The organism is Sphingomonas sp. 3-13AW (assembly GCF_049311085.1).
Lineage (GTDB): Bacteria > Pseudomonadota > Alphaproteobacteria > Sphingomonadales > Sphingomonadaceae > Sphingomonas.
The window spans coordinates 1-21,568 of record NZ_JASNVZ010000038.1 but is presented as its reverse complement, the minus strand read 5'-3'; the positions used below and the strand labels follow the sequence as shown (position 1 = coordinate 21,568).

The 21,568-nt window shown below is 68.6% G+C and carries 18 protein-coding genes; 10 read left to right on the top strand and 8 right to left on the bottom strand.

What is annotated here, in order from left to right; translation table 11 throughout:
* Positions 1-802, bottom strand: an 802-nt coding sequence (locus QP045_RS20760; protein ID WP_422516915.1) for an isoaspartyl peptidase/L-asparaginase family protein, incomplete at its 3' end; no start/stop codon positions are given.
* A gap of 169 nt (positions 803-971) precedes the next feature.
* On the opposite strand from QP045_RS20760, the gene ispG reads away from it, so the two are divergent.
* Genes ispG through QP045_RS20740 form a run of 4 tightly spaced genes read left to right on the top strand, consistent with a single transcriptional unit; the run spans position 972 to position 3,870 of the window.
* Positions 972-2,096, top strand: a complete 1,125-nt coding sequence (gene ispG / locus QP045_RS20755; RefSeq protein WP_422516914.1) for a flavodoxin-dependent (E)-4-hydroxy-3-methylbut-2-enyl-diphosphate synthase — start codon at positions 972-974, stop codon at positions 2,094-2,096.
* A gap of 32 nt (positions 2,097-2,128) precedes the next feature.
* On the top strand, positions 2,129-3,025 hold the full coding sequence (locus QP045_RS20750; RefSeq protein WP_422516913.1) for a DMT family transporter: 897 nt from the start codon (positions 2,129-2,131) through the stop codon (positions 3,023-3,025).
* On the top strand, positions 3,022-3,495 hold the full coding sequence (locus QP045_RS20745; protein WP_422516912.1) for a GNAT family N-acetyltransferase: 474 nt from the start codon (positions 3,022-3,024) through the stop codon (positions 3,493-3,495). Before QP045_RS20750 ends, QP045_RS20745 begins: the two co-directional genes overlap by 4 nt.
* Positions 3,496-3,513: 18 nt before the next feature.
* The gene (locus QP045_RS20740) at positions 3,514-3,870 is read left to right on the top strand and encodes a TfoX/Sxy family protein (RefSeq protein ID WP_422516911.1); all 357 of its coding nucleotides are present in this window, start codon (positions 3,514-3,516) and stop codon (positions 3,868-3,870) included.
* Positions 3,871-3,930: 60 nt separating this feature from the next.
* On the opposite strand, the gene ppa is transcribed toward QP045_RS20740, so the two are convergent.
* Both ppa and QP045_RS20730 read right to left on the bottom strand, forming a co-directional pair.
* On the bottom strand, positions 3,931-4,509 hold the full coding sequence (ppa, locus tag QP045_RS20735) for an inorganic diphosphatase (RefSeq protein WP_422516910.1): 579 nt from the start codon (positions 4,507-4,509) through the stop codon (positions 3,931-3,933).
* 14 nt (positions 4,510-4,523) lie between these two features.
* Positions 4,524-6,449 carry a M61 family metallopeptidase gene (locus QP045_RS20730; RefSeq protein WP_422516909.1) on the bottom strand — a complete coding sequence of 642 codons (1,926 nt, stop codon included), beginning with the start codon at positions 6,447-6,449 and terminating at the stop codon, positions 4,524-4,526.
* A 124-nt stretch (positions 6,450-6,573) separates the two neighbouring features.
* Between QP045_RS20730 and QP045_RS20725 the strand changes: the two genes are divergently transcribed.
* Complete coding sequence (locus tag QP045_RS20725; RefSeq protein WP_422516908.1) at positions 6,574-7,878, top strand: methyltransferase family protein; 1,305 nt, start codon at positions 6,574-6,576, stop codon at positions 7,876-7,878.
* Here QP045_RS20725 and QP045_RS20720 read toward each other — a convergent pair.
* The 3 genes from QP045_RS20720 to QP045_RS20710 all read right to left on the bottom strand — a co-directional run bounded on the left by QP045_RS20720 (position 7,875) and on the right by QP045_RS20710 (position 11,902).
* Positions 7,875-9,248, bottom strand: coding sequence for a glutamate--cysteine ligase (locus QP045_RS20720; RefSeq protein ID WP_422516907.1), 1,374 nt, complete (start codon positions 9,246-9,248; stop codon positions 7,875-7,877). The genes QP045_RS20725 and QP045_RS20720 overlap by 4 nt on opposite strands.
* A 69-nt stretch (positions 9,249-9,317) precedes the next feature.
* Entirely contained in the window at positions 9,318-10,061 is a 744-nt protein-coding gene (locus QP045_RS20715) for a 16S rRNA (uracil(1498)-N(3))-methyltransferase (RefSeq protein ID WP_422516906.1), read from the bottom strand.
* Between the two features lie 32 nt (positions 10,062-10,093).
* Positions 10,094-11,902 (bottom strand): GGDEF domain-containing protein, encoded by a 1,809-nt coding sequence (locus QP045_RS20710; RefSeq protein WP_422516905.1) that lies wholly within the window; start codon positions 11,900-11,902, stop codon positions 10,094-10,096.
* A gap of 213 nt (positions 11,903-12,115) precedes the next feature.
* Here QP045_RS20710 and ubiA point away from each other — a divergent pair, with 213 nt between their 5' ends.
* From ubiA to QP045_RS20695, 3 genes are read left to right on the top strand one after another with little or no spacing between them, the layout of a single operon-like run.
* Complete coding sequence (gene ubiA, locus QP045_RS20705; protein ID WP_422516904.1) at positions 12,116-13,033, top strand: 4-hydroxybenzoate octaprenyltransferase; 918 nt, start codon at positions 12,116-12,118, stop codon at positions 13,031-13,033.
* Between the two features lie 51 nt (positions 13,034-13,084).
* Positions 13,085-14,431, top strand: coding sequence for a TldD/PmbA family protein (locus tag QP045_RS20700; RefSeq protein ID WP_422516903.1), 1,347 nt, complete (start codon positions 13,085-13,087; stop codon positions 14,429-14,431).
* A complete protein-coding gene (locus QP045_RS20695; protein WP_422516902.1) occupies positions 14,424-15,206 on the top strand; it encodes a 3'(2'),5'-bisphosphate nucleotidase CysQ in 783 nt (260 codons plus the stop codon). Before QP045_RS20700 ends, QP045_RS20695 begins: the two co-directional genes overlap by 8 nt.
* A gap of 3 nt (positions 15,207-15,209) precedes the next feature.
* Here the strand turns inward: QP045_RS20695 and mutS are convergent, their stop codons facing one another.
* Positions 15,210-17,786, bottom strand: coding sequence for a DNA mismatch repair protein MutS (gene mutS / locus QP045_RS20690; protein WP_422516916.1), 2,577 nt, complete (start codon positions 17,784-17,786; stop codon positions 15,210-15,212).
* Positions 17,787-17,923: 137 nt separating this feature from the next.
* Between mutS and QP045_RS20685 the strand changes: the two genes are divergently transcribed.
* Positions 17,924-20,185: an NADP-dependent malic enzyme gene (locus QP045_RS20685; RefSeq protein ID WP_422516901.1), complete on the top strand. Its 2,262-nt coding sequence runs from the start codon at positions 17,924-17,926 to the stop codon at positions 20,183-20,185.
* A 143-nt stretch (positions 20,186-20,328) separates the two neighbouring features.
* Here QP045_RS20685 and QP045_RS20680 read toward each other — a convergent pair whose 3' ends face one another.
* Positions 20,329-20,472, bottom strand: coding sequence for a hypothetical protein (locus QP045_RS20680; RefSeq protein ID WP_422516900.1), 144 nt, complete (start codon positions 20,470-20,472; stop codon positions 20,329-20,331).
* A 165-nt stretch (positions 20,473-20,637) separates the two neighbouring features.
* Between QP045_RS20680 and QP045_RS20675 the strand changes: the two genes are divergently transcribed.
* Positions 20,638-21,568, top strand: a 931-nt coding sequence (locus tag QP045_RS20675) for an ImmA/IrrE family metallo-endopeptidase (RefSeq protein WP_422516899.1), incomplete at its 3' end; no start/stop codon positions are given.

Sequence of the window (21,568 nt, the reverse complement as noted above, 5' to 3'; positions counted from 1 at the left end):
CCGCCATCACTGCGTCCGCCGCCTGCTTCAGGCTTTCGCCCTTGAAGCGGATGCGGGCGCAGATCTCGTGCGCGACACCCTCGCGAATGAAAAACTCGCCGGCACCGGTCGCCGACACCGCGCAGGCGCGATCGTCGGCATAGGTGCCGGCACCGATCAGCGGCGAATCGCCGACCCGGCCCCAGCGCTTGCCCGTGACCCCGCCGGTGGAGGTGGCGGCGGCGACATGGCCGGCCTGGTCGCGCGCGACCGCGCCGACGGTGCCGTATTTCATGTCGACGTCGAACCAGCCGAGCTTCTTGGCCTTGAGCTCATCGAGCTGGCGGCGGCGCTCCTCGGTGGCGAACCAGCTGGGGTCTGCCTGTTCCAGTCCCTGCTCGACCGAAAAGATGTCGGCGCCCTTGCCGGCCAGCAGCACGTGCGGGCTCTTTTCCATCACTGCGCGGGCAAGGCTGATGGGGTGGCGGGTTCGGGTCACGCCCGCGACGGCACCGGCTGCGCGGTTCGAGCCGTCCATGATTGCGGCGTCGAGCTCGTTGGTGCCTTCATAGGTGAACACCGCCCCGCGACCGGCGTTGAAGCTGGGGTCGTCCTCCAGCACATGGAGTGCAGCCTCGACCGCGTCGACGGCGCTGCCACCGCGGGCGAGCACGGCCTCACCGGCCGCCAATGCCTGGTCGAGTCCCGCCCGTGCGGCCTTCTCGCGCTCGGGGGTCATGCGTGCGCGTTCGATCACGCCCGCGCCCCCGTGGATCACCAGCGACCAGGTCGGCTTCTGCTCGGCAGCGGCGGGAGTGGACATCAATAGGGCTCCGATCAACAGGGCAAGGCGCATCATGCGGCTCCAAAGGGGGGAGCGCCGCGTGTAGCAGAAGCGGCCGCGGGCGCCACCGCGAGTGCGCTGCCTTTCCCGCGCCGTCCCACAGGTCTATATGGCGCCTAACATCCGAAGCGTTTGCGAGAAAATCTTCATGTCCGTCCGCCCCTGGCGCGATATTGCCCGCCGTCAAAGCCGCCAGATCATGGTCGGCAACGTGCCTGTCGGCGGCGATGCCCCGGTGACGGTGCAGACCATGACCAACACGCCGACCGACGATGCGGTCGCGACGATCAATCAGATCCGTCGCTGCGAGGAAGCGGGCGTCGACATCATCCGCGTGTCCTGCCCGGACGTCGCATCGACCACAGCGCTCCGCCAGATCGTGCGCGCGTCGCGGGTGCCGATCGTCGCCGACATCCATTTCCACTACAAGCGCGCGCTGGAAGCAGCGGACGCGGGCGCCGCCTGCCTGCGCATCAATCCCGGCAACATCGGGTCGTCCGAGCGCGTGGCCGAAGTGGTCCGCGCGGCCAAGGCCAACGGCTGCGCGATCCGCATCGGCGTGAACGCCGGAAGCCTGGAAAAGGATTTGCTGGAGAAATACGGCGAGCCTTGCCCGGAGGCGCTGGTCGAAAGCGCGCTCGACCACATCAAGCTGCTCCAGGACCATGACTTCCACGAGTATAAGGTCGCGGTGAAGGCGTCGGACGTGTTCCTGGCGGTCGCCGCCTATCAGGGGCTGGCCGAGGCGACCGACTGCCCGCTGCACCTGGGCATTACCGAGGCGGGGGGCCTGATCGGCGGGACCGTCAAATCCTCGATCGGGATCGGCTCGCTGCTGTGGTTCGGGATCGGCGACACCATCCGCGTATCGCTCTCGGCCGAGCCCGAGGAGGAAGTGCGCGTCGGCTTCGAGATCCTGAAGGCGCTCGGCATCCGTAATCGCGGCGTGCGCGTCGTGTCGTGTCCGTCCTGCGCGCGCCAGGGCTTCGACGTGATCCGCACCGTCCAGAAACTAGAGGAGCGGCTGCAGCACATCCGCACGCCGATGTCGCTGTCGGTGCTCGGCTGCGTCGTGAACGGCCCGGGTGAGGCGCGCGAGACCGACATCGGCATCACCGGCGGCGGCAACGGCCGCCACATGGTCTACCTGTCCGGCGTGACCGACCATCATGTCGAGGACGCCGAGATGGTCGATCATATCGTGCGGCTGGTGGAAGCGAAGGCCGCCGAGATCGAGGCGCAGAGCCCGGTATTAGGGCAGGCGGCGGAGTAGCGCCGCGGCGTTTGACCGCATCGGAAGAGTCGATGACCAGGACCAGCACCCCGCCCGCCGTCGCCTTTGCGGCGGCGTCTGCGGGTATCGCCATCTATTCGCTGATGGATGCCCTGATGAAGGGGCTGAGCATCACGAGCGGCGCCTATAGCGCCGTGCTCTGGCGCTCGGTCGCGGGCGTGGCGTTGACGGGCACGGTGTTTCTCGCGCGACGCCAGCGCTGGCCCGAGCGCCGGGCGCTGCGCCTGCACATCCTGCGCGGGCTCGCGGCAGGCCTGTCGGTGCTGCTGTTCTTCTGGGGGCTGGTGCGGGTGCCGATGGCGCAGGGCGTGGCGCTGACCTTCCTGTCGCCGCTGATCGCGCTGTATCTTGCCGCCGCCCTGCTGGGCGAGCGGATCCGGCGCGCGGCGATCCTGGGCTCCGCGGTGGCGGCGGTCGGCGTGCTGGTGATCGCGCTTGGCTATGCGCAGGCCGGCGCCTCGGCCGACACGGTGATGGGCGTGCTCGCGATCGTGCTCGCCTCGGTCCTGTACGCGTACAGCCTGATCCTGCTGCGGCAGCAGGCGCAGGTCGCAGACCCGCTGGAAGTGACCTTGTTCACGAGCCTGGTGATTGGCGTGCTGCTGGCACTCGGCGCGCCCTGGCTGGCGGTGTGGCCAGCGCAGGAGCAGCTGGCGCCGATCGTAGGCTCGGCGATCCTGGGGTCGATCTCCGCGTTGTTGCTCGCCTGGTCCTATGGCCGGGCGGAGGCGCAGGTGCTGGCGCCGGTCGAATACACCGCCTTCGTCTGGGCGGCGTTGCTGGGCTATTGGGTGTTTGACGAGCGGGTGTCGCTGTTCACGGTGGCAGGTGCGCTGCTGATTGTCGGCGGCTGCCTGATCGCCGTCCGCGGAGCGGGGCCCGTACCACAGAGCGAGGCAGGTGCATGATCGAGATACGCGACGCCATCAGCAAGGATGCCGGGCTGATCTTCGGCTTTGTCCGTGACCTTGCACGCCATGAAGCAGCCGAGGCGAAGCTGGCGGTGACGCCGGCGGTGCTGGAAACGGCGCTGTCGGCCGAGCCGCCCGAGATCGAGGCGGCGATTGCCGAGCGCGACGGGCAGGCGGTCGGCATCGCGCTCTATTTCTTCAATCGGTCGACCTGGAGCGGGTGGCGCGGCCTGTATCTTGAGGATTTGTACGTTGCACCCGAAGCGCGCGGCAGCGGCGCCGGACGCGCCCTGCTCGCCCACCTCGCGCGAGTGGCGCGGGAGCGTGGCTGCTCGCGCATGGAGTGGGCGGTCACGGACGGCAACGCCGCAGCCTCCGGCTTCTACCGAAGCCTTGGCGCGCAGCCGCTGGACTGGCGCATCTACCGCATCGCCGGCGACGCGCTGGCGGCATTGGCGGGCGAGTAGCCCCAAGGGAGAGACATCATGGCCGTGGACGCGGGCTTGATCGAATGGGTGGCGGAAGCCCTGGCGCCGATCGGCACGGTCACCTCCCGCCGGATGATGGGCGGGGCAACGCTCTATTGCGACGGGACCATCTTTGCGATCGCGTTCGAGGACAGCCTTTGGTTCAAGGCCGATGGCGAAAGCGATGCGGACTGGGACGCGGCCGGATGCGCCCGCTTCACCTATGCCAAGAGCGACGGCACCATCGGCTCGATGAACTATCGGCGCGCGCCGGACGACGTCTACGACGATGCCGATGCAATGCAGCAATGGGCGCGGCTGGCACTCGCCGCCGGAGCACGGGCGCCGGCGCCAAGAGCCAAGCGCAAGCGCTGAAACGACGAACCCCGCCGACACCGGGGTGTCGACGGGGCTCGGCGCGCGCGGTGCGGTCGCTTAGTTGCGGCCGGGCACGTCGTGGTCGAGCGGTTCCTCGCCACGCGCCTTGGCGGCTTCGTAGCGCTCGATCGCTTCCATGGTGATGCGGCCTGCCTCTTCAGCATCGCCCCAGGTGCCGATCCGCACCCACTTCTGCTTCTCGAGGTCCTTGTAGTGGGTGAAGAAGTGCTCGATCTGCTGGAACACGATCTCCGGCAGGTCGGCGCGACCCTCGACCTTGGTGTAGTAGGGGAAGGTGGAGTCGACCGGCACGCAGACCAGCTTCTCGTCGCCGCCGGCTTCGTCTTCCAGGTTCAGCACCGCGATCGGACGTGCGCGCACGACGCAGCCCGGGATGAACGGCGTGCGCGACACGACCAGCGCGTCGAGCGGATCGCCGTCGGGCGACAGCGTGTGGGGCACGAAGCCATAGTTGGCTGGGTAGCGCATCGGCGTGTGCAGGATGCGATCGACGAACAGCGCACCCGACGCCTTGTCGAACTCATACTTCACCGGCTCGCCGCCGGTCGGCACTTCGATGATGACGTTAAGGTCTTCCGGCGGGTTCTTGCCCACCGGCACCATATCGATACGCATGTTCCCTCTTTCCCTTACTTTGCGGCGAGCAGGCGATCGAGGCCCGTCTCGCCCTGTCCGGTCTTTTCGAGGCGGGGATAGCGAAGGCCATCGTGATAGTCGATTGCCACTTCGTTCAGCTTGTCGCCGTTCTTGACCAGCAGGCGGATTGGCGTGCGGGTACCCTTGGCAGCCGTCACCGCCGCCTTGATGCGATCGGGCGTGTAGCTTTCGCCGTTCACCGCGACGATGCTGCTCTCGACGGTCATGCCGGCGTTGAAGGCCGGACCGCCCCAGTTGACGGCGTTCAGCGACCCGCCGCGGCCGACGACCATCCCCAGCGAATAGGTGAGGTCGGCCTGGTCGCGGTTGCGGTCCGCCTGGACGAAATAGGGGCTCGGCTGTTCGGTGTAGACGAGGCGATAGCCGTTGTTGGTGAAGCCGGCGAGCGGTGCGCGATCCGACACGCCGTTCACGCGCTGGTCGAGGAAACCGGCCCAGTCATAGGGCTGGATCTGGTTCAGCGTCTGAACCACGTCGTCGAACGTGTAGGTGAGCACGCCCCAGTCGCCGTCGCGCATGCCGAAGAAGGCGCGGGCGAAATCGTCGATGCTCTTGGTGCCGCCCGACTGCTGGCGCAGGATCGAGTCGACCTCCATCCACACCAGCAGGCCCTCGTTGTAATAATCCTCCGAGCGCTGCCAGCTGGTCCAGCCCTTGGGCCGGCGTGCCGAGATGATGGGATCGTTGGTGGTGTCGACCAGCGGGCGCCATTCGCGCGCACGGCGGGTGTCGAGCGTCGCCATGATCGCCGCATAGGCGTCCAGCGTGTCCTGCTTGCTGACGATGCCGGAGCGCGCCTGGAGGACATAGCCCCAGAACTGCGTCTGCCCTTCATAGACCCACAGCAGCGAGTTGCGCATCGGGGTGCGGAAATCGGGCGTCCACAGGTCCGCGCCGCGACGGAACTTGCCGTCCCAGCTGTGGCTGAACTCGTGCGGGAGCAGGTTGCGGCTGCCCATGCCGTCGTTCCACTTGGTGAAATAGCCCGGCTTCACGCCGTTCTCGGAGCTGCGATGGTGCTCCAGGCCGATGCCGCCCATCTTGTCGGTAATCGCCAGCAGGAACTCGTACTTGTCGTAATGCTGGGCGCCGAACACGCGGACCGCCTGCTCGACCAGGCGCTTGTGCGCGTCGATCTGCTCGGGGGTGGCGGCCAGCTCCTCGGGGCTGTCGGCGAACACGTTCAGGTCGACGCGCGGCGACAAGGCCCATTCGCGGTAATATTTGCCGGCGAAGGTGGGGGAGTCGACCAGCGTCTCATAGCTCGTGCGCTGGTAGGAATAGGTCGAGCCGTTGGCGGTCGCGGGAAGCCCCGACGCCGCGCTCCAGCCCGCCGGATATTTCGCGACCGCCTGGATCGGGATGCGGCGCGTGAAATAGCCGGCCGGATACAGGCTGACCGAGTTCCACTGGAGGTTCAGCATGGCCGGCGACATGACGATGCGGCCCTGGTCGCCCGACGTGGCGGACAGGAACTGGAAGCTGACGTCGAGCTTCTTGGCGCCGGCCGGCACGTCGATGTGGAACGCGTACACGTCCTGCGGGTCGCGCTTCCACGGCACGACCTTGCCGTTCGCTCGGATCACCAGGCCCGCGAGCTTCTCGATCTCGCCACGCGGGCTGTGCGCGCCCGGCAGCCACTTCGGGAACAGCAGCACCATGTGCCCGGCCTGCGCAACCGGAATGGTCTCCTTCACGTTGAAGATCCCGCGCTGGATATCGGTGGCGTCGACTTCCAGCAGGATCGTGCCGGGATAGTCGACGTCGCGCGGGGCGGGGATGGTGTCCGTGAACGGTACCGGCTGCGGCTGCGTGTTGCCGGCGGGGTTCAACTGCGCGGAGGCGGGGACGGTGGTGGAAGCGAGCAACAGGGCGGCAAACGCAGACGTGCGGAACATGACGGCCTTTCAACGGGTGGGATGGATCCGGTGTAACGACATATCGCTGCTTTCGTCCAGCCTGTCGCAGCGTGGGACATCGTTTCCGCTTCGATCCGGGTCCGCCCGCGGCTAGGCTCGGGTGATGGCCTCCACGCTCGTGCAACCCGCTGACGCAGCCGATCCGCGTCCCCGTTCGGCCGTGAGCGAGGGCACGGGCGTCGCCGGCATGGTCGGGCTGCTCGCCTGGGTCGCGATGGCGCGGCACTATGGCATGGACGGGCCGTTCTCGGCGCTGGTCAACCTGCTCGCCTGTGCCCTGCCGATGCTCGCGTGGTCGGTGCTGGTCGACAAGGTCCATCGCAACCCGTCGACCGGCATCGACTGGGCACAGGCGCGGCCGTGGCGCGCGACCATCGACGTCAGCATCGTGAAGCTCGTCGGGCTCTGGGCGACCTGGGGGGGCATCGCCGTGCTCTACGTCACCGGCCGCTTTTATTGGGAGGGCGGCTTTCCCTTCGCCATGTGGTGCTTCGCCTATGCGGCGCCGGTGCTGTTCGTGTTGTCGGTGCCCTATTTCGTCTGGCTCGACCGTCGTCTCGTGGAGCCGCGCGACGGCTGCTGGGCGCTCGGCGCGTGGCTGCTGAACCTCGACGTTCCGACCGAGCGGGAGGCGATCTTCAACCACCTGCGCTCCTGGGCGGTGAAGGCGTTCTTCCTCGCCTTCATGCTGGCGATCGTGCCCGGCGGCTTCCGCGAGTTCGTTTCGGCCGATACGGCTACGGTGCTGCGCGATCCGGTCGCGCTGGCGCAGTGGCTGATCACCTTCATGTTCCTGGTCGACGTGGCGTTCGCGACCTGCGGCTACATTCTGGCGATGCGGCCGATCGACACGCATATCCGCTCGGCCAACCCCTATGCCGCGGGCTGGGCGGCGGCGCTGATCTGCTACCCGCCGTTCGTGTTGATGGGAGAGGGCGGGCCGCTCGACTATCATCCCGGCGGTGCCGAGTGGACGCAGTGGTTCGCCGGCCACCCGCTGCTCCTGTCGGCGATCGGGGCGGCGCTGGTGGCGCTGACCTTCGTCTACGCCTGGGCGACGGTGGCGTTTGGCCTGCGCTTTTCCAACCTTACCAACCGCGGCATCATCACCAACGGCCCTTATGCCTGGAGTCGCCACCCGGCCTATCTGTCGAAGAACCTGTTCTGGTGGCTGGTGAGCTGGCCGATGCTGACCACGACCGGCAGCTGGCTCGATGCGTTCCGCAACACCATGATCCTGGCGCTGGTGAGCGGCGTCTATTACTGGCGCGCCCGCACCGAGGAGCGCCACCTTCTCGCCGACCCCGACTATCGCGCCTATTACGACTGGATGGCGCGGCACGGGCCGGTGCCGCGCTTCTTCGCCTGGGTGGCGGGTAGCTCCCGCCGAAGCGGGAGCGGCGCCTAGAAGGTCAGCTCGTCATAGACGCGGGTGACGTCGCCGTCCCAGCTGCTGCCATAGCGGTCGAGCAACTGCTGCGCGGGCACCCGGCCATCGCGGACCACGTCGCGCAGGGGCGTGAGGAAGCCGGTCTCGTCGTCGCCCGCACTATCGAGGCGGGCGCGCGCCTTGAGCCCGGACCCGGCAATGTCGAGCACCTGCCGCGCGATGTCGCGCAGCGTGCCCTTGTCACCGAGCGGCGCGTCAAGGCCCAGCCGCGGCACCGAATCGCGCAGCGTCTGGCGGGTCTCCAGGCTCCAGTCCTTGACGAGGTCCCAGGCAGCGTCGAGCGCCCCCTGATCATAGAGCAGCCCGACCCAGAGCGCCGGCAGCGCGCAGATCCGACCCCAGGGGCCACCATCGGCGCCGCGCATCTCCAGGAATGTCTTCAGCCGCACCTCGGGAAAGGCGGTGGAGAGATGATCCGCCCAGTCGTCCATCGTCGGCAGCTCGCCGGGCAGGACCGAGAGCTCGCCCTTCAGGAAGTCGCGGAAGGAGAGGCCGGCGGCGTCGATGTATTTCCCATCGCGGTAGACGAAGTACATCGGCACATCGAGCGCATAGTCGGCATAGCGTTCGTAGCTAAAGCCGTCCTCGAAGACGAACGGCAACATGCCGGTGCGCGCCGGGTCGGTGTCCGACCAGATGTGGCTGCGATAGGAAAGCATGCCGTTGGGCTTGCCCTCGGTAAAGGGGGAGTTGGCGAAGAGCGCCGTCGCCAGCGGCTGCAGCGCCAGGCCGACCCGGAACTTCTTCACCATGTCCGCTTCGGACGCGTAGTCGAGGTTCACCTGCACGGTGCAGGTGCGCAGCATCATGTCCAGGCCCAAGCTGCCGACCCGCGGCATATGGTCGAGCATGATTTTGTAGCGGCCCTTCGGCATGATCGGCAGCTCGGCGCGGGTCTTATCCGGCCACATGCCGAGACCGAGGAAGCCCAGGCCGAGCTTGGCGCCGACGGCCTTCACCTGGCGCAGGTGGCGTCCCGTTTCGGCGCAGGTCTGGTGCAGGTTCTCAAGCGGCGCGCCCGACAGTTCCAGCTGGCCGGCCGGTTCCAGGCTGACGGTGCCGTCCTTGCCGGACAAGGCGATGACCTTGCCGTTTTCTTCGATCGGCTTCCATCCGAACTCGGTGAGCGCCAGCAAAAGATCGCGGATGCCGCCCGGCTCGTCATAGCTTGGCGCACGATGATCGCTCGTCCGGAACACAAATTTCTCATGCTCGGTGCCGATGCGCCAGCGTTCCGCCGGCTTTTCTCCGCCTGCGAAATAGCCGATCAGCTGGTCCCGGGTCTCAATGACCGCTGCGCTGGTGGTCGAAACGGTCTTCGTGCTCATGGGCTGCGCCCATAAGCGGTGCCGGGGTGTCGCGCCAGCGCGCTTTTTACTGCGGTGAGTCTTGGGGTGCTACCAGTCGCCGGCGCTGGCCATCCAGACACTGATCGCTGCCGCCGCCGCGGTCTCCGCGCGGAGGATGCGCGGACCCAAAGTGACGCCGAACGCCTGCGGCAACGCGCGGATTACCTCGCGCTCCTCGGCATCGAAGCCGCCCTCTGGCCCGATCAGGATCGCGCCGGGTCCGCGATGCGCCGCCATGGTTGCCGCTGCCGTCACGCCGCCGGTCTCATCCGCGAAGAACAGCGCGCGCTCTGCCGGCCAGTCGCGCAACAGTGCCGTGAGCTTTACGGGTTCGACCAGTTCGGGAAGGGCGGTGCGGTCGCACTGCTCGGCGGCCTCGATGGCATGGGCGCGCAGCCGGTCGAGGTTCAGCCGGTCGACGACGGTTCGCCGGGTGAGCACGGGGACGATCCGGGCGACGCCCAGCTCGCACGCCTTTTCTACGGTCCAGTCGACCCGGCCCTTCTTGAGCGGCGCGGCACAGAGCCACAGGTCGGGGACCGGCTCGCGCGGGCGCAGCTGGGCCGTGACCTGCAGGGTCAGGTCGCGCTTGCCGGCCTGGGCGACCGTCGCCAGCCACTCGCCCGTCACATCGTCGAACAGCTTGACCGGATCGCCCAGCTTCGCCCGCAGCACCGACAGGAGATAATGGGCCTGCGGTCCGTCGACGCGGATCGCGGCGTCCGGTGCGATCACCGTATCGAGGAACAGGCGCGGGGTGGACTGCGGCGGCCAGGCGGGGGTTGCGGGCATGGCGGCGGTGTTAGGGGAAGCCGGCGGGTTCGTCACGCCACCGGTGCACGGTCGCCCGCAAAGATGATGCGGTCGCGCCCTTCCTCCTTCGCGCGGTACATGGCGGCATCCGCGCGTTCGGTTGCGCGGTCGATCGTGTCGGTGGAGGCGACGCAATAGGCGCCCACGCTCAGCCGAACCGAAACCAGGTCGCCGTCACCGATCTGGATCGGGTGCGCGCTGACGGCATCCACCAGCCGGGCCGCGATGGTTTCCAGCCGATCGGCGGCAAGCCCGTGGAGAAGGACGATGAACTCGTCGCCGCCCCAGCGTCCACACACGTCACTGGGCCGGAGCGCCTGCTGGATGCGGCGCGCGATCTCGGCCACGACGACATCGCCCGCGACATGGCCGAAGCGGTCGTTGATCTGCTTGAAGTGGTCAACGTCGATCAGCAGCAGGGCGACGGTCGCCGAACCGCGTTCGCGCTGCACCTCCTCGAATGCGGTCACGAAGCCGCGCCGGTTCGCGACCCCGGTGGCGGGATCGCGATAGGCCAGTTGCTCCAGCTCGATGGTGCGCTCGCGCACGCGCGCCTCCAGCGAGCGGGTGTGCCCCGCGACCGCGCGCGCCATCGCGGCGAACCGCCGGGACAGCCGGCCGAGCTCGTCATCCCGGTTGAGGTCGAGCTGCTCGGCGGGTTCGAAATTGCCGCGTTCCGCCTCGACCACGCTGATCTCCAGCTGCCGGATCGGATCGAGCACGACACGCTTGAACAACGCCACGGCGAGCGCGCCGCCAAGCAGCAGCATGAGGATGATCAGCACCGCGATCGGGCCGAACAGGCTGCGGTCGACCATCGCATCCGCATTCATGACGGTCACATTGTACCAGTCGAGCCCGTCCAGGTAGCCGACGCCGACCAGCACCCGTTCGCCGTTCATGTTCAGGAAGCTGGAGCGCGCGGCGGCCTTCCCGGATGCGACATCCTGCATCATTCCGGCGAGTACCGGGCGGTCTTCGGGAGCAAGCATATCGAACACGGTCAGGCGAGGAGGGCGGTTCGATCCGGAATTGTGCTGCACCATCTGTCGATCGCGATGGGCCTGCACCGCGCCTTCGTGCGTGACGAAGAAGGTGGAGACGCCGGGCTGCTTGTCCGCCAGCGCTTCCCGCACGAAGGAGGAAAGGTCGACCGCGGTGCCGGTTACGCCCAGAGCCCGGCCCTTGTCGCGCACGACGCAGTTGATGAAAACCCGGGTGCGCATCGCCAGGTCATCGGAATCCACGTTCAGACGGCAATCGCGCGGACGGCTGAGCGCCTCGAAAAACCAGCGGTCCTTGTCCCGGCCGGGTTGAAGGGTCAGCCGGGGCCGGTCGGCGAGAAAACCGCTACCGGCCTCCTCATAATAATAGGCGCGAGTCGCGGCGGAGCCGACAAAGAAGGTCCCGCCCTCCGAAAGCTCGGCAACGCGGCGCAGTTCGGTGATGGCCGCCCGCTTCTTGGCAGTGTCGCCCTCGTCCCGCAGCCAGCGGATCAGCGCCTCGGACCGGGCATTGGTTTCCGCCAGTGCCATGTCGCGCTGAAGCGTGCCGAGACCGCGTGCGCGATCGTACAACACCTGGTGCTCGGCAAAGCCGGTTCCCAGCCGCACGCGCGTCAGGTCGACCACCTTGCTGAAGACCAGTACGCCCACGATTCCGAGCGCGCCGATCAGCAACAGACCAACGAGCAGCACCCGCGCGGTCAGGCTGGCAGCAGTCGCACGCCAGAACCCCTTGAAGGGGAGCAGCTTGTTCGACGTGATCGTCCGTCTCCTGGAACCGGCGCTTCTTCGGCCGCCGTCCAGCGCCGCAAGCACATTGCGAATGTAATAGGTCAGTCTAAGCGGCCGGGCAACGCGGCAAGCGCCGCAAGGTTTCCGACGAGCTGTTTCCGCGCCTGGGCTGTCCAAGTTCGGGGCATCTGTGGCAGCAGGCCGCATGACGTTCCCGATTCCCCGTTTTTGCGCCCCCTCGACGCGCCTCTCGGCTGCCCGCAACCGCCCGTCACCGCTGCGGCAAGGCCGCGCACGATGACCCCCGGCGTCGAGATCGTCCCCGACAGTGAGCATCGCGGACTCGTGGGTAAGCTGCCGGCAAGGCTCAGGCCATTTGCGCTGCTCGCCCGGTTCGACCGGCCGATCGGCTGGTGGTTGCTGTTCTGGCCCGGCGCCTGGGCGATCGCGCTGGCGGGGCAGGGGATCGCCCGCTGGGACATGATTGCCTGGTTCCTGCTTGGCAGCATCGCCATGCGGGGCGCGGGCTGCGTCTACAACGACATCGTCGACCGTGACCTCGACCGGCAGGTGGCGCGCACGCGCAGCCGGCCGCTGGCGAGCGGAGCCGTGTCGCTGAAGGCTGCCTGGGCATGGCTCGGAATTCTTTGCGCCATCGGACTGCTGGTGCTGGTGCAATTGCGGCTGGCCGCCGCGATCGTGGCCGTGGCGAGCCTCGTCCTGGTCGCCGCCTATCCCTTCATGAAGCGGATCACCTGGTGGCCGCAGGCATGGCTGGGGATGGTGTTCAGCTGGGCGGCGCTGGTCGGCTGGGTAGAGGTTACCCACGCCAGCATCGTGCCGATGCTGCTGCTCTATGCCGGATCGATCACCTGGGTGATCGGCTATGACACCATCTATGCGCTTCAGGACGTGGAGGACGACGCCATGGTCGGCGTGCGCTCCTCCGCCCGCCGCATGGGGAGCAAGGTGCGGCCGGGGGTCGCCGGCCTCTACACCGTGTCGCTGCTCTGCTGGGCGGGCGCCCTGTGGCAGGTCTTCCCCACGCCGCTCGCACTGCTGGCGCTGCTGCCGATGGCGCTGCACCTTGGCTGGCAGGTCGCGACGCTGGCGCCGCAGGACGGCCACAATACGCTGGCGCGGTTCCGCAGCAACCGCGATGCCGGGCTGCTGATGTTCCTCGCCTGCCTGGTCGTCGGCACGGCGGCGGGCTGAGATCGGCCGCCGCCCTTTGACCTGAGCGCCGCGGCTCCCTAGATCGCGGGCATGCTAAATCCCGAACAGGCGCAGGCGCGCGCGGCGCAGGCGATCGACCGAGCCCGTGCCCGCGGCGCCGATGCCGCCGATGCCATTCTGATCGCCGACACGGCGCTCTCCGTCTCCGTCCGCCTGGGAGCGCTGGAGGATGTCGGCCGTTCCGAAGGCGGCGAGCTGGGCCTGCGGGTCTTCGTCGGCAAGCGTTCGGCGAGCGTCGCGACGTCGGACCTCTCCGACGCAGCGCTCGATGAGGTCGCGGAGCGCGCCGTCGCGATGGCACGGCTCGCGCCCGAAGACGCCTGGGCCGGCCTTGCCCCGGCCGAGCGGCTGATGAAGGGCGTGGCCCCGCTGCTCGACCTGGATGACGGTGCCGACGTCTCGCCCGAGGAGCTGAAGGCCGCGGCACTTGCTGCCGAGGATGCGGCGCGCTCGGTCGCCGGGGTCACCAACTCGGAAGGCGGCAGCGCCAGCGCCAGCCGCGCCGTGGTCGCACTCGCCACCAGTCATGGTTTTGCCGGCAGCTATGCCGTCACGAGCCACGGTGCCTCCGCCAGCGTGATCGCCGGTACCGGATCGGGCATGCAGCGCGACTATGCCTATCACAGCGCCCGCCATCGTGCGGCGCTCGACTCGCCCGAAGCGATCGGGCGGCAGGCAGGCGAGCGTGCGGTCGCCCGGCTCGATCCGGCACGCATCGGATCGGCCGCGATGCCGGTGGTGTTCGATCCGCGCGTGGGGTCGAGCCTGCTCGGCCACCTCACCGGGGCGATCGCCGGTCCGGGGGTGGCGCGGGGCACCAGCTTTCTGCGCGAGGCGCTCGGCACCGCCGTGTTTGCGCCGGGAGTGACGATTCGCGACGATCCCCACCGGCCGCAGGGTCTTCGCTCGCGGCCGTTCGATGGCGAGGGGTTGCCGGTGTCGCCGCTCGCGATCGTCGAGGGCGGCGTGCTGAAAAGCTGGCTGCTCGACAGCGCGTCGGCACGGCAGCTGGGGCTGGAGCCGACCGGCCACGCTACCCGCGGCATCGGCGGCGGTCCGGGCGTCGGCACCAGCAACCTCTACATGGACGCGGGCCGGATAAGCCGGGAGGCGATGATCGCCGACATCGAGCGCGGCGTGCTCGTCACCGAGCTCATCGGCCACGGCGTCAACGGCGTCACCGGCGACTATAGTCGCGGCGCCGCCGGCTTCCTGATCGAGAATGGCGAGATCACGCGCCCGGTCGCGGAAATCACCATCGCCGGCAATTTGCGCGAGATGTTCGCGCATCTGGTGCCCGCGAGTGATCTGGAGTTCCGCTACGGCGTGAACGTGCCGACGGTGCGGATCGACGGAATGACGGTGGCGGGTGGCTGACACGCTGCTCGACGATATGGCGGCCATCGTAGCGGAGGCGGCGACGCTGGCGCATGGGCGCGCGTCGACCGACTTCCATCGATGGGAGAAGTCCCCGAACAATCCGGTGTGCGAGATCGACCTCGCCGTCGACGCGCTGCTGCGGGAGCGGCTGACCGCGCTTTTGCCGGATGCGGGGTGGCTGTCCGAGGAATCCGCGGACGATCACGTCCGGCTCGGCAGGCGGCGGGTGTGGATCGTCGATCCGATCGACGGCACGCGGGACTATATCCGCGGACGGCCGGGCTGGTCGGTGTCGGTCGCATTGGTCGAGGACGGGCAGCCGGTGCTGGGCGTGCTCGAGGCGCCGGCCCGGCATGAGCGGTGGCGCGCATCGCTGGGCGGCGGCGCCTGGCGCAACGGCGTGCGACTGGCGGCGAGCGATGCTTGCCAGATGCGGGGTGCCCGCACGCCGGTCGATGCCCTGCCCAAGATCGACCAGGACCTGGTCGCGGTGGCCAAGCCCAATTCGATCGCGCTGCGCATGGCGATGGTGGCGGCGGGCGATGCCGACCTGCTCGCCACCTTCCGCTGGGGTCATGAGTGGGACGTCGCGGCTGCGGTGCTGCTGCTGCGAGAGGCGGGGGCTGCGGTGACGGACTCGCTTGGCAAGCCGTTGCGCTTCAACACGCCGCGTGCCCAGGCATTCGGCGTGCTTGCCACCGCACCCGGCCTCCACGCTGTTGCCGTCGAGCGGTTGCGGCCGCGCGCGATTGCCGCGCTCGGCCGCCCCTGACCTTTACTCGCTGGCGAGTTCCTTCAGCCGGTACAGCGCATCGAGCGCGGCGCGCGGCGTCAGCGAATCGAGATCCAGCGTGGCGAGCTCGCTGCGGAGCGCATCCGGCTTTTCCTCTTCCGTCGGCTGTAGCGACGCGAACAGCGGCAGATCGTCGAGCCCTGCCGCCAGCCCGCCGGTCTTCTGGCGCCCAGCCTCCAGCTTTGCGAGCACGGCCTTGGCGCGAGACACGGTCGCCGGCGGCAGGCCTGCCAGCCGCGCTACCGCCAGGCCATAGCTGCGATCCGCCGGACCCTCACCCAGTTCGTGGAGGAGGACCAGGTCCCCCTTCCACTCGCGCGCCCGCACATGGTGCAGGCTCAACGCCTCGCAGCGTTCCGCCAGGCGGGTGAGCTCGTGATAATGGGTCGCGAACAGGCAGCGGCAGCGGTTGTCCTCGTGAATCGCCTCCACCACGGCCCAGGCGATGGCGAGGCCGTCGTAGGTCGAGGTGCCGCGGCCGACCTCATCCAGGATGACGAAGCTGCGCGGGGTCGCCTGGGCAAGGATGGCGGCGGTCTCCACCATCTCGACCATGAAGGTGGAGCGGCCACGCGCGAGATTGTCGGATGCGCCGACGCGGCTGAACAGCCGGTCGACCAGCCCCAGTGTCGCGCGGGTCGCCGGGACATAGCTGCCCGCCTGTGCCAGCACGGCGATCAGCGCGTTCTGGCGCAGGAAGGTCGATTTGCCGCCCATGTTGGGCCCGGTCACCAGCCACAGGCGGTTATCCTCGGACAGGCGACAGTCGTTGGCCACGAACCGGCCGCCCGCCTTGGCAACCGCAGCCTCGACCACGGGATGGCGGCCCCCCTCGATTTCCAGGCAGGCGTGGTCGACCAGCTCCGGCCGTGCCCAGCCGCCCTCGGCCGCGCGCTCGGCCAGGCCGGCGGCGACGTCGATGCGGGCAAGCGCGTCCGCGGTGGCGGCGATCGCCTCTCGCCGGTCGAGCACTTTTGCGGTCAGTTCCTCCAGATGCGCCGCCTCGGCCGCCAGCGCATGGGCACCGGCCTGCGTCACCTTCAGCGCGACGTCGTGCAGTTCGGGTGCGTTGAAGCGGACGCAGCCCGCGAGCGTCTGGCGGTGGGTAAAGCCGCTGTCCGCCTTCATCAGCGCGTCGGCGGCGCGGGCCGGAACCTCGATATGATAGCCGAGGACGCCGTTGTGGCGGATCTTGAGCGCGTTGACGCCCGTGCGGGTGCGGAACTCGGCTTCCAGTGCGGCGATGGCGCGGCGGCCGCCGGCACCGGTGGCGCGAAGCTCGTCGAGCGCGGCGTCATAACCCTCGGCGATGTAGCCGCCATTGGCGGCGTCGATCGGGGGGGAGGGGACGAGCGCGCGGGTGAGCAGTTCGACCAATTCGCCGTGACCCCGCAGCGCCGGCACCAGCCGGGCAAGCAGCGGCGGCGCATCGGCAAGCGTCTCCAGCCGGTCGCCCAGCTTGCGGGCGCCGTCGAGGCCATCGCGCAGCTGCCCCAGATCGCGGGGCGAGCCGCGGCCGGCGGCGATACGGCCGAGCGCGCGGCCGACGTCGGGCAGCGCGCGCAGCGACCCGCGCACGCCGTCGCGCAAGCCCGGATCGTCGTGAAAGCGCGTGACCGCGTCGAGCCGCGCCTCGATCTCTGCCCGGTCCATCAGGGGGGCTGCGATATCCGCGCCGAGCAGGCGTGCGCCCGCGCCCGTGACGGTGCGATCGACCGCATCGAGCAGGCTGCCGCTGCGGGCGCCCGAGGTGGTGCGGGTAAGCTCCAGGCTTTCCCGGGTGGCAGCGTCCACGGCCATGCACTGGTCGTTGCGCGACACCAGCGGCGGCCGGAGGAACGGCAGGCTGCCGCGCGCGGTATGCTCCAGGTACGCGACGAGCCCGCCGGCCGCAGCAAGGCCGGCGCGGCTGAAACTGCCATAGCCGTCCAGCGTGGCGACCCCGAACAATGCCTTCAGCCGCGCCTCGCCGCCCGCGCTGTCGAAGTCGATGCGCGGACGCTCGGTCGTGGCGAGTTCGGCAAAGGCAGACACTTCCGAGGCGACCACTTCGGCCGGGGCGAGCCGGGCAACGGTGGCGGCCAGCGCATGGGCATCGGTCTCGATCAGCTCGAACCGGCCGGTGGAAACGTCGGCGGCTGCAATCGCGACTTCGCCGCCGGCTTCACCGACCGCGACGCACCAGTTTGCGGCGCGTGCGTCGAGCAGTGCTTCCTCGGTCAGCGTGCCCGCCGTAACCACCCGCACGATTGCGCGCGCGACCAGCGCCTTCGCCCCGCCGCGCTTCTTGGCCTGTTCCGGCGTCTCGATCTGCTCGGCGATGGCGACGCGGTGCCCCGCCTTGATCAATCGCGCGAGATATCCCTCGGCCGCGTGCACCGGCACGCCGCACATCGGGATCTTTGCGCCCTCATGCTCGCCCCGGGCCGTGAGCGCGATGTCGAGGACGGCCGCGGCCACCTTGGCATCGTCGTGAAACAGTTCAAAAAAGTCGCCCATGCGATAGAACAACAGGCAGTCGGCGGCTTCGGCCTTGAGGGCGAGATATTGCGCCATCATCGGGGTGGGTGCTGGAACGGCAGGCATGCGCGCGTGGGTAGCCGAAGAAGCGACCGGCGTCATGCCTGTGATACGGTGGGGTGACGGAGGCGAGGATGCGTCTTAAGGGCAGAGCCATCAGTGCGGGAAGGTTGCAGATGGCAGAAGATTCAAACGTCCAGTTTTCCGAGCGCGAGGCGCTGCTGTTCCACTCGGAGGGGCGTCCGGGCAAGATTGAGATTATCGCGTCGAAGCCGATGTCGACGCAGCGCGACCTGGCGCTCGCCTATTCGCCGGGCGTCGCCGTGCCGGTGCGCGCGATCGCGGCCGACCCTGCCACCGCCTATGACTATACCGCCAAGGGCAACCTGGTCGCGGTGATCTCCAACGGCACCGCCATCCTGGGCCTCGGCAATCTGGGCGCGCTCGCGTCCAAGCCGGTGATGGAAGGCAAGTCGGTGCTGTTCAAGCGCTTCGCCGACGTCGATTCGATCGACATTGAGCTGAAGACCGAGGACGTCGACCGCTTCATCGACGCGGTCGAGCTGATGGAGCCGACCTTCGGCGGCATCAACCTGGAGGACATCAAGTCCCCGGAGTGCTTCATCATCGAGCAGACGCTGCGCGAGCGGATGAACATCCCCGTGTTCCACGATGACCAGCACGGCACGGCGATCATCGCCGCCGCCGGCCTCATCAACGCGCTGTTCCTGACCAAGCGCGACATCGCCGAGACCAAGGTCGTGATGAACGGCGCCGGTGCGGCGGCACTCGCCTGCGCGGACCTGGTCAAGGCCATGGGCGTGCGGCACGAGAACCTGTTGATGGTCGACCTCGACGGCGTTCTCTACGAGGGCCGTCCCAAGGGCATGAACCAGTGGAAGTCCGCGCACGCGGTCGCCACCGACAAGCGTACCCTGGCCGAGGCGCTGGATGGCGCCGATGTGTTCATGGGCCTGTCGGCGGCGAACGCGCTGCCGGCCGAGCTGCTGAAGAAGATGGCGCCGAACCCGATCGTGTTCGCGATGGCGAACCCCGATCCGGAGATCACGCCCCCCGACGCCAAGCGCGCGCGCCCGGACGTCATCATCGCGACCGGTCGTTCGGACTATCCGAACCAGGTCAACAACGTGCTCGGCTTCCCCTTCATCTTCCGCGGTGCGCTCGACGTGCGGGCGACCACGATCAACGACGCGATGAAGATCGCCGCGGCCGAGGCGCTGGCCAAGCTCGCGCGCCAGCAGGTGCCCGAGGAAGTCGCGCTCGCCTATGGCGTCAAGCACACGTTCGGCCCGGAATATATCATCCCCGCGCCGTTCGATCCGCGCCTGATGGAGCTGGTGCCCGCCGCCGTTGCCAAGGCCGCGATGGATTCGGGCGTCGCTACCAAGCCGATCCTCGACATGGATGCGTATCGCCAGACGCTGCGCGCCCGGCTCAACCCGACGACCTCGGTACTCAGCCTCGCCTATGAGGGCGCCAAGGCGCACCCCAAGCGCGTCATCTTCGCCGAGGGCGAGGAAGAGGTGGTGCTGCGCGCCGCCATCAACTTCCGCGAGGGCGGCTATGGCACGCCGGTGCTGGTCGGCCGCGACGACGTCTATGATCGCCTTCGCGCGCTGGGCGTGACCGATCCGGAAACCTACGAGGTCCACAACAGCCGCCATTCGCCGCTGGTGCCGCAGATGGTCGACTTCCTCTACGCGCGTCTCCAGCGTCGCGGCTATCTGCGTCGCGATTGCGAGCGGATGGTGAACCAGGATCGCAATATCTTCGGCGCGCTGCTGCTGCAGCTGGGCGAGGGCGACGCGATGATCACGGGCGTCACCCGCACCTATGCGCAGACGATCCGGGCGCTGCGGCGGGTGATCGACCCGAAGGAAGGCCGCACGCCGTTCGGCATCCATGTCCTCGTCGGGCAGAGCCACACGGTGTTCATCGCCGACACCACGGTCAACGAGCGCCCCAATTCCGAGGAACTGGCCGACATCGCCGAGGCGACCGCACAGGTCGCGCGCCGCATGGGTCACGAGCCGCGGGTCGCGTTCCTCAGCTACTCCAACTTCGGCAATCCCGAGGGCAAGTGGCTGGAGGCGCTGCGCGGTGCGGTGGGCGTGCTCGACAAGCGCGACGTCGGCTTCGAATATGAGGGCGAAATGGCCCCCGACGTGGCGCTCAACCCGCGCCAGCTCGCGAACTATCCGTTCGCGCGCCTGTCGGGTCCGGCCAACGTGTTGATCATGCCGGGCCTACAGTCGGCCAATATCTCGGCCAAGCTGCTGCGCGAACTGGGCGGCGACGACATGATCGGCCCGATGCTGATCGGGATGGAAAAGCCGGTGCAGATCGCGCCGATGACCTCGACCGCAAGCGAGCTGGTGACGCTCGCGGTGCTGGCCGCAGGCGGCATGGTCGACTGAAACTGAGGGCAGGGGGCCGCGCGGTTTACGGCGGCCCCCTGCTACCCCGCGGCGCGGGAATGTACTGCACATACGGAAATGCCCGCCGAAGATTGCTCTCCGGCGGGCACCCTTCCTCCCCAGGAACGGGTAGGGCGCGGGCGCTAGGCCCGGCCGAACTGGCGATAAAGACTGTTGAACCGATCGTCGGCAGTGCGCGTCGGATGTTCACCGACGGCTGCGGACATCTCGATACCGGCGAAGCGCGCGGAAGCGGCGCGGGCTGGATCGGCGATGGGGAGCGACATTGTCACGTCCTTTACAGCTGCGCACCGACTGGTGATACCCCTCCTCTGTGCCGCATCCCTGCGGTTTCCAGAAGCTGCGAAGCACGATAATAGTGGTCAAGCAGTCGAAGGCCGAACGGCTCACGCCTGTGTTGATGTAAAGTGTTTGCAAGAGGGGCCGGTTGAGTGGCGGAGCGCAAGCTGTTGGCGGGGCATGCGGTCCGGCGGATACGGCGCCAGGGCGGGCTGACCCAGGCCGCGATGGCCGAGATGCTCGGTATCTCGCCCAGCTATCTCAACCTGGTGGAGCGCAATCAGCGTCCCTTGTCGGCGTCCCTGCTGGTGCGGCTTGCCGAACGTTTCGATTTCGATCCGCGGGCGCTGGCGAGCGGCGAGCCGGCCGGCGGTATCGAGGGGCTTCGTCGGCGGCTGGCGGATCCGATGTTCGCCGATCTGGAGATCGACCGCCACGAAGTCGCCGAGTGGCTGGCGAGCGCACCAGGCGGCGCGGAGGCGTTCGCCCGCGCTTTCGACCGGTTGGGCGGCGCCGGCGGCACGGTTGGGACCGCACCTGCCGATGATCCGCAGATGCTGGTGCGGCGGGAGATCGAGCGCTGGCGCAACCACTTCGGAGAACTGGACGAACTGGCAGAGGGCGTGGCCGACGAACTGCGGCAGTCGGCGGCGGACCTGGGCGCCGCGCTCGCCGAACGGCTGCGGGTCCGCCATCATCTGTCGGTGCGGGTGCTGCCGGCAGACGTACTGCCGGACCGGCTCTTCCGGCTCGACCTCCACGCGCGCCAACTGCAATTGTCCGAATTGCTGAGCCCGGCGCAGCGGCTGCAACTGCTCGCCCGCCAGATCGGGCACGCCGAGGCGCGGACCCCGGTGGAGGCGCTGGTGCGCGGGGCGGGCTTCACCGACCGCGCGGCAGAACGGCTCTACCGCCGCCACCTGCTGGGCTATTTTGCGGCGGCCGTGACCATGCCCTATGCCCGGTTCCTGCGCGCTTGCGAGGCGACCGGCTATGACGTGCCGCTGCTGGCCCGCCGGTTTGGCACGTCGCTGGAACAGGTAGCGCATCGGCTGACGACGCTGGGGCGGGTGGGGGCGCGCG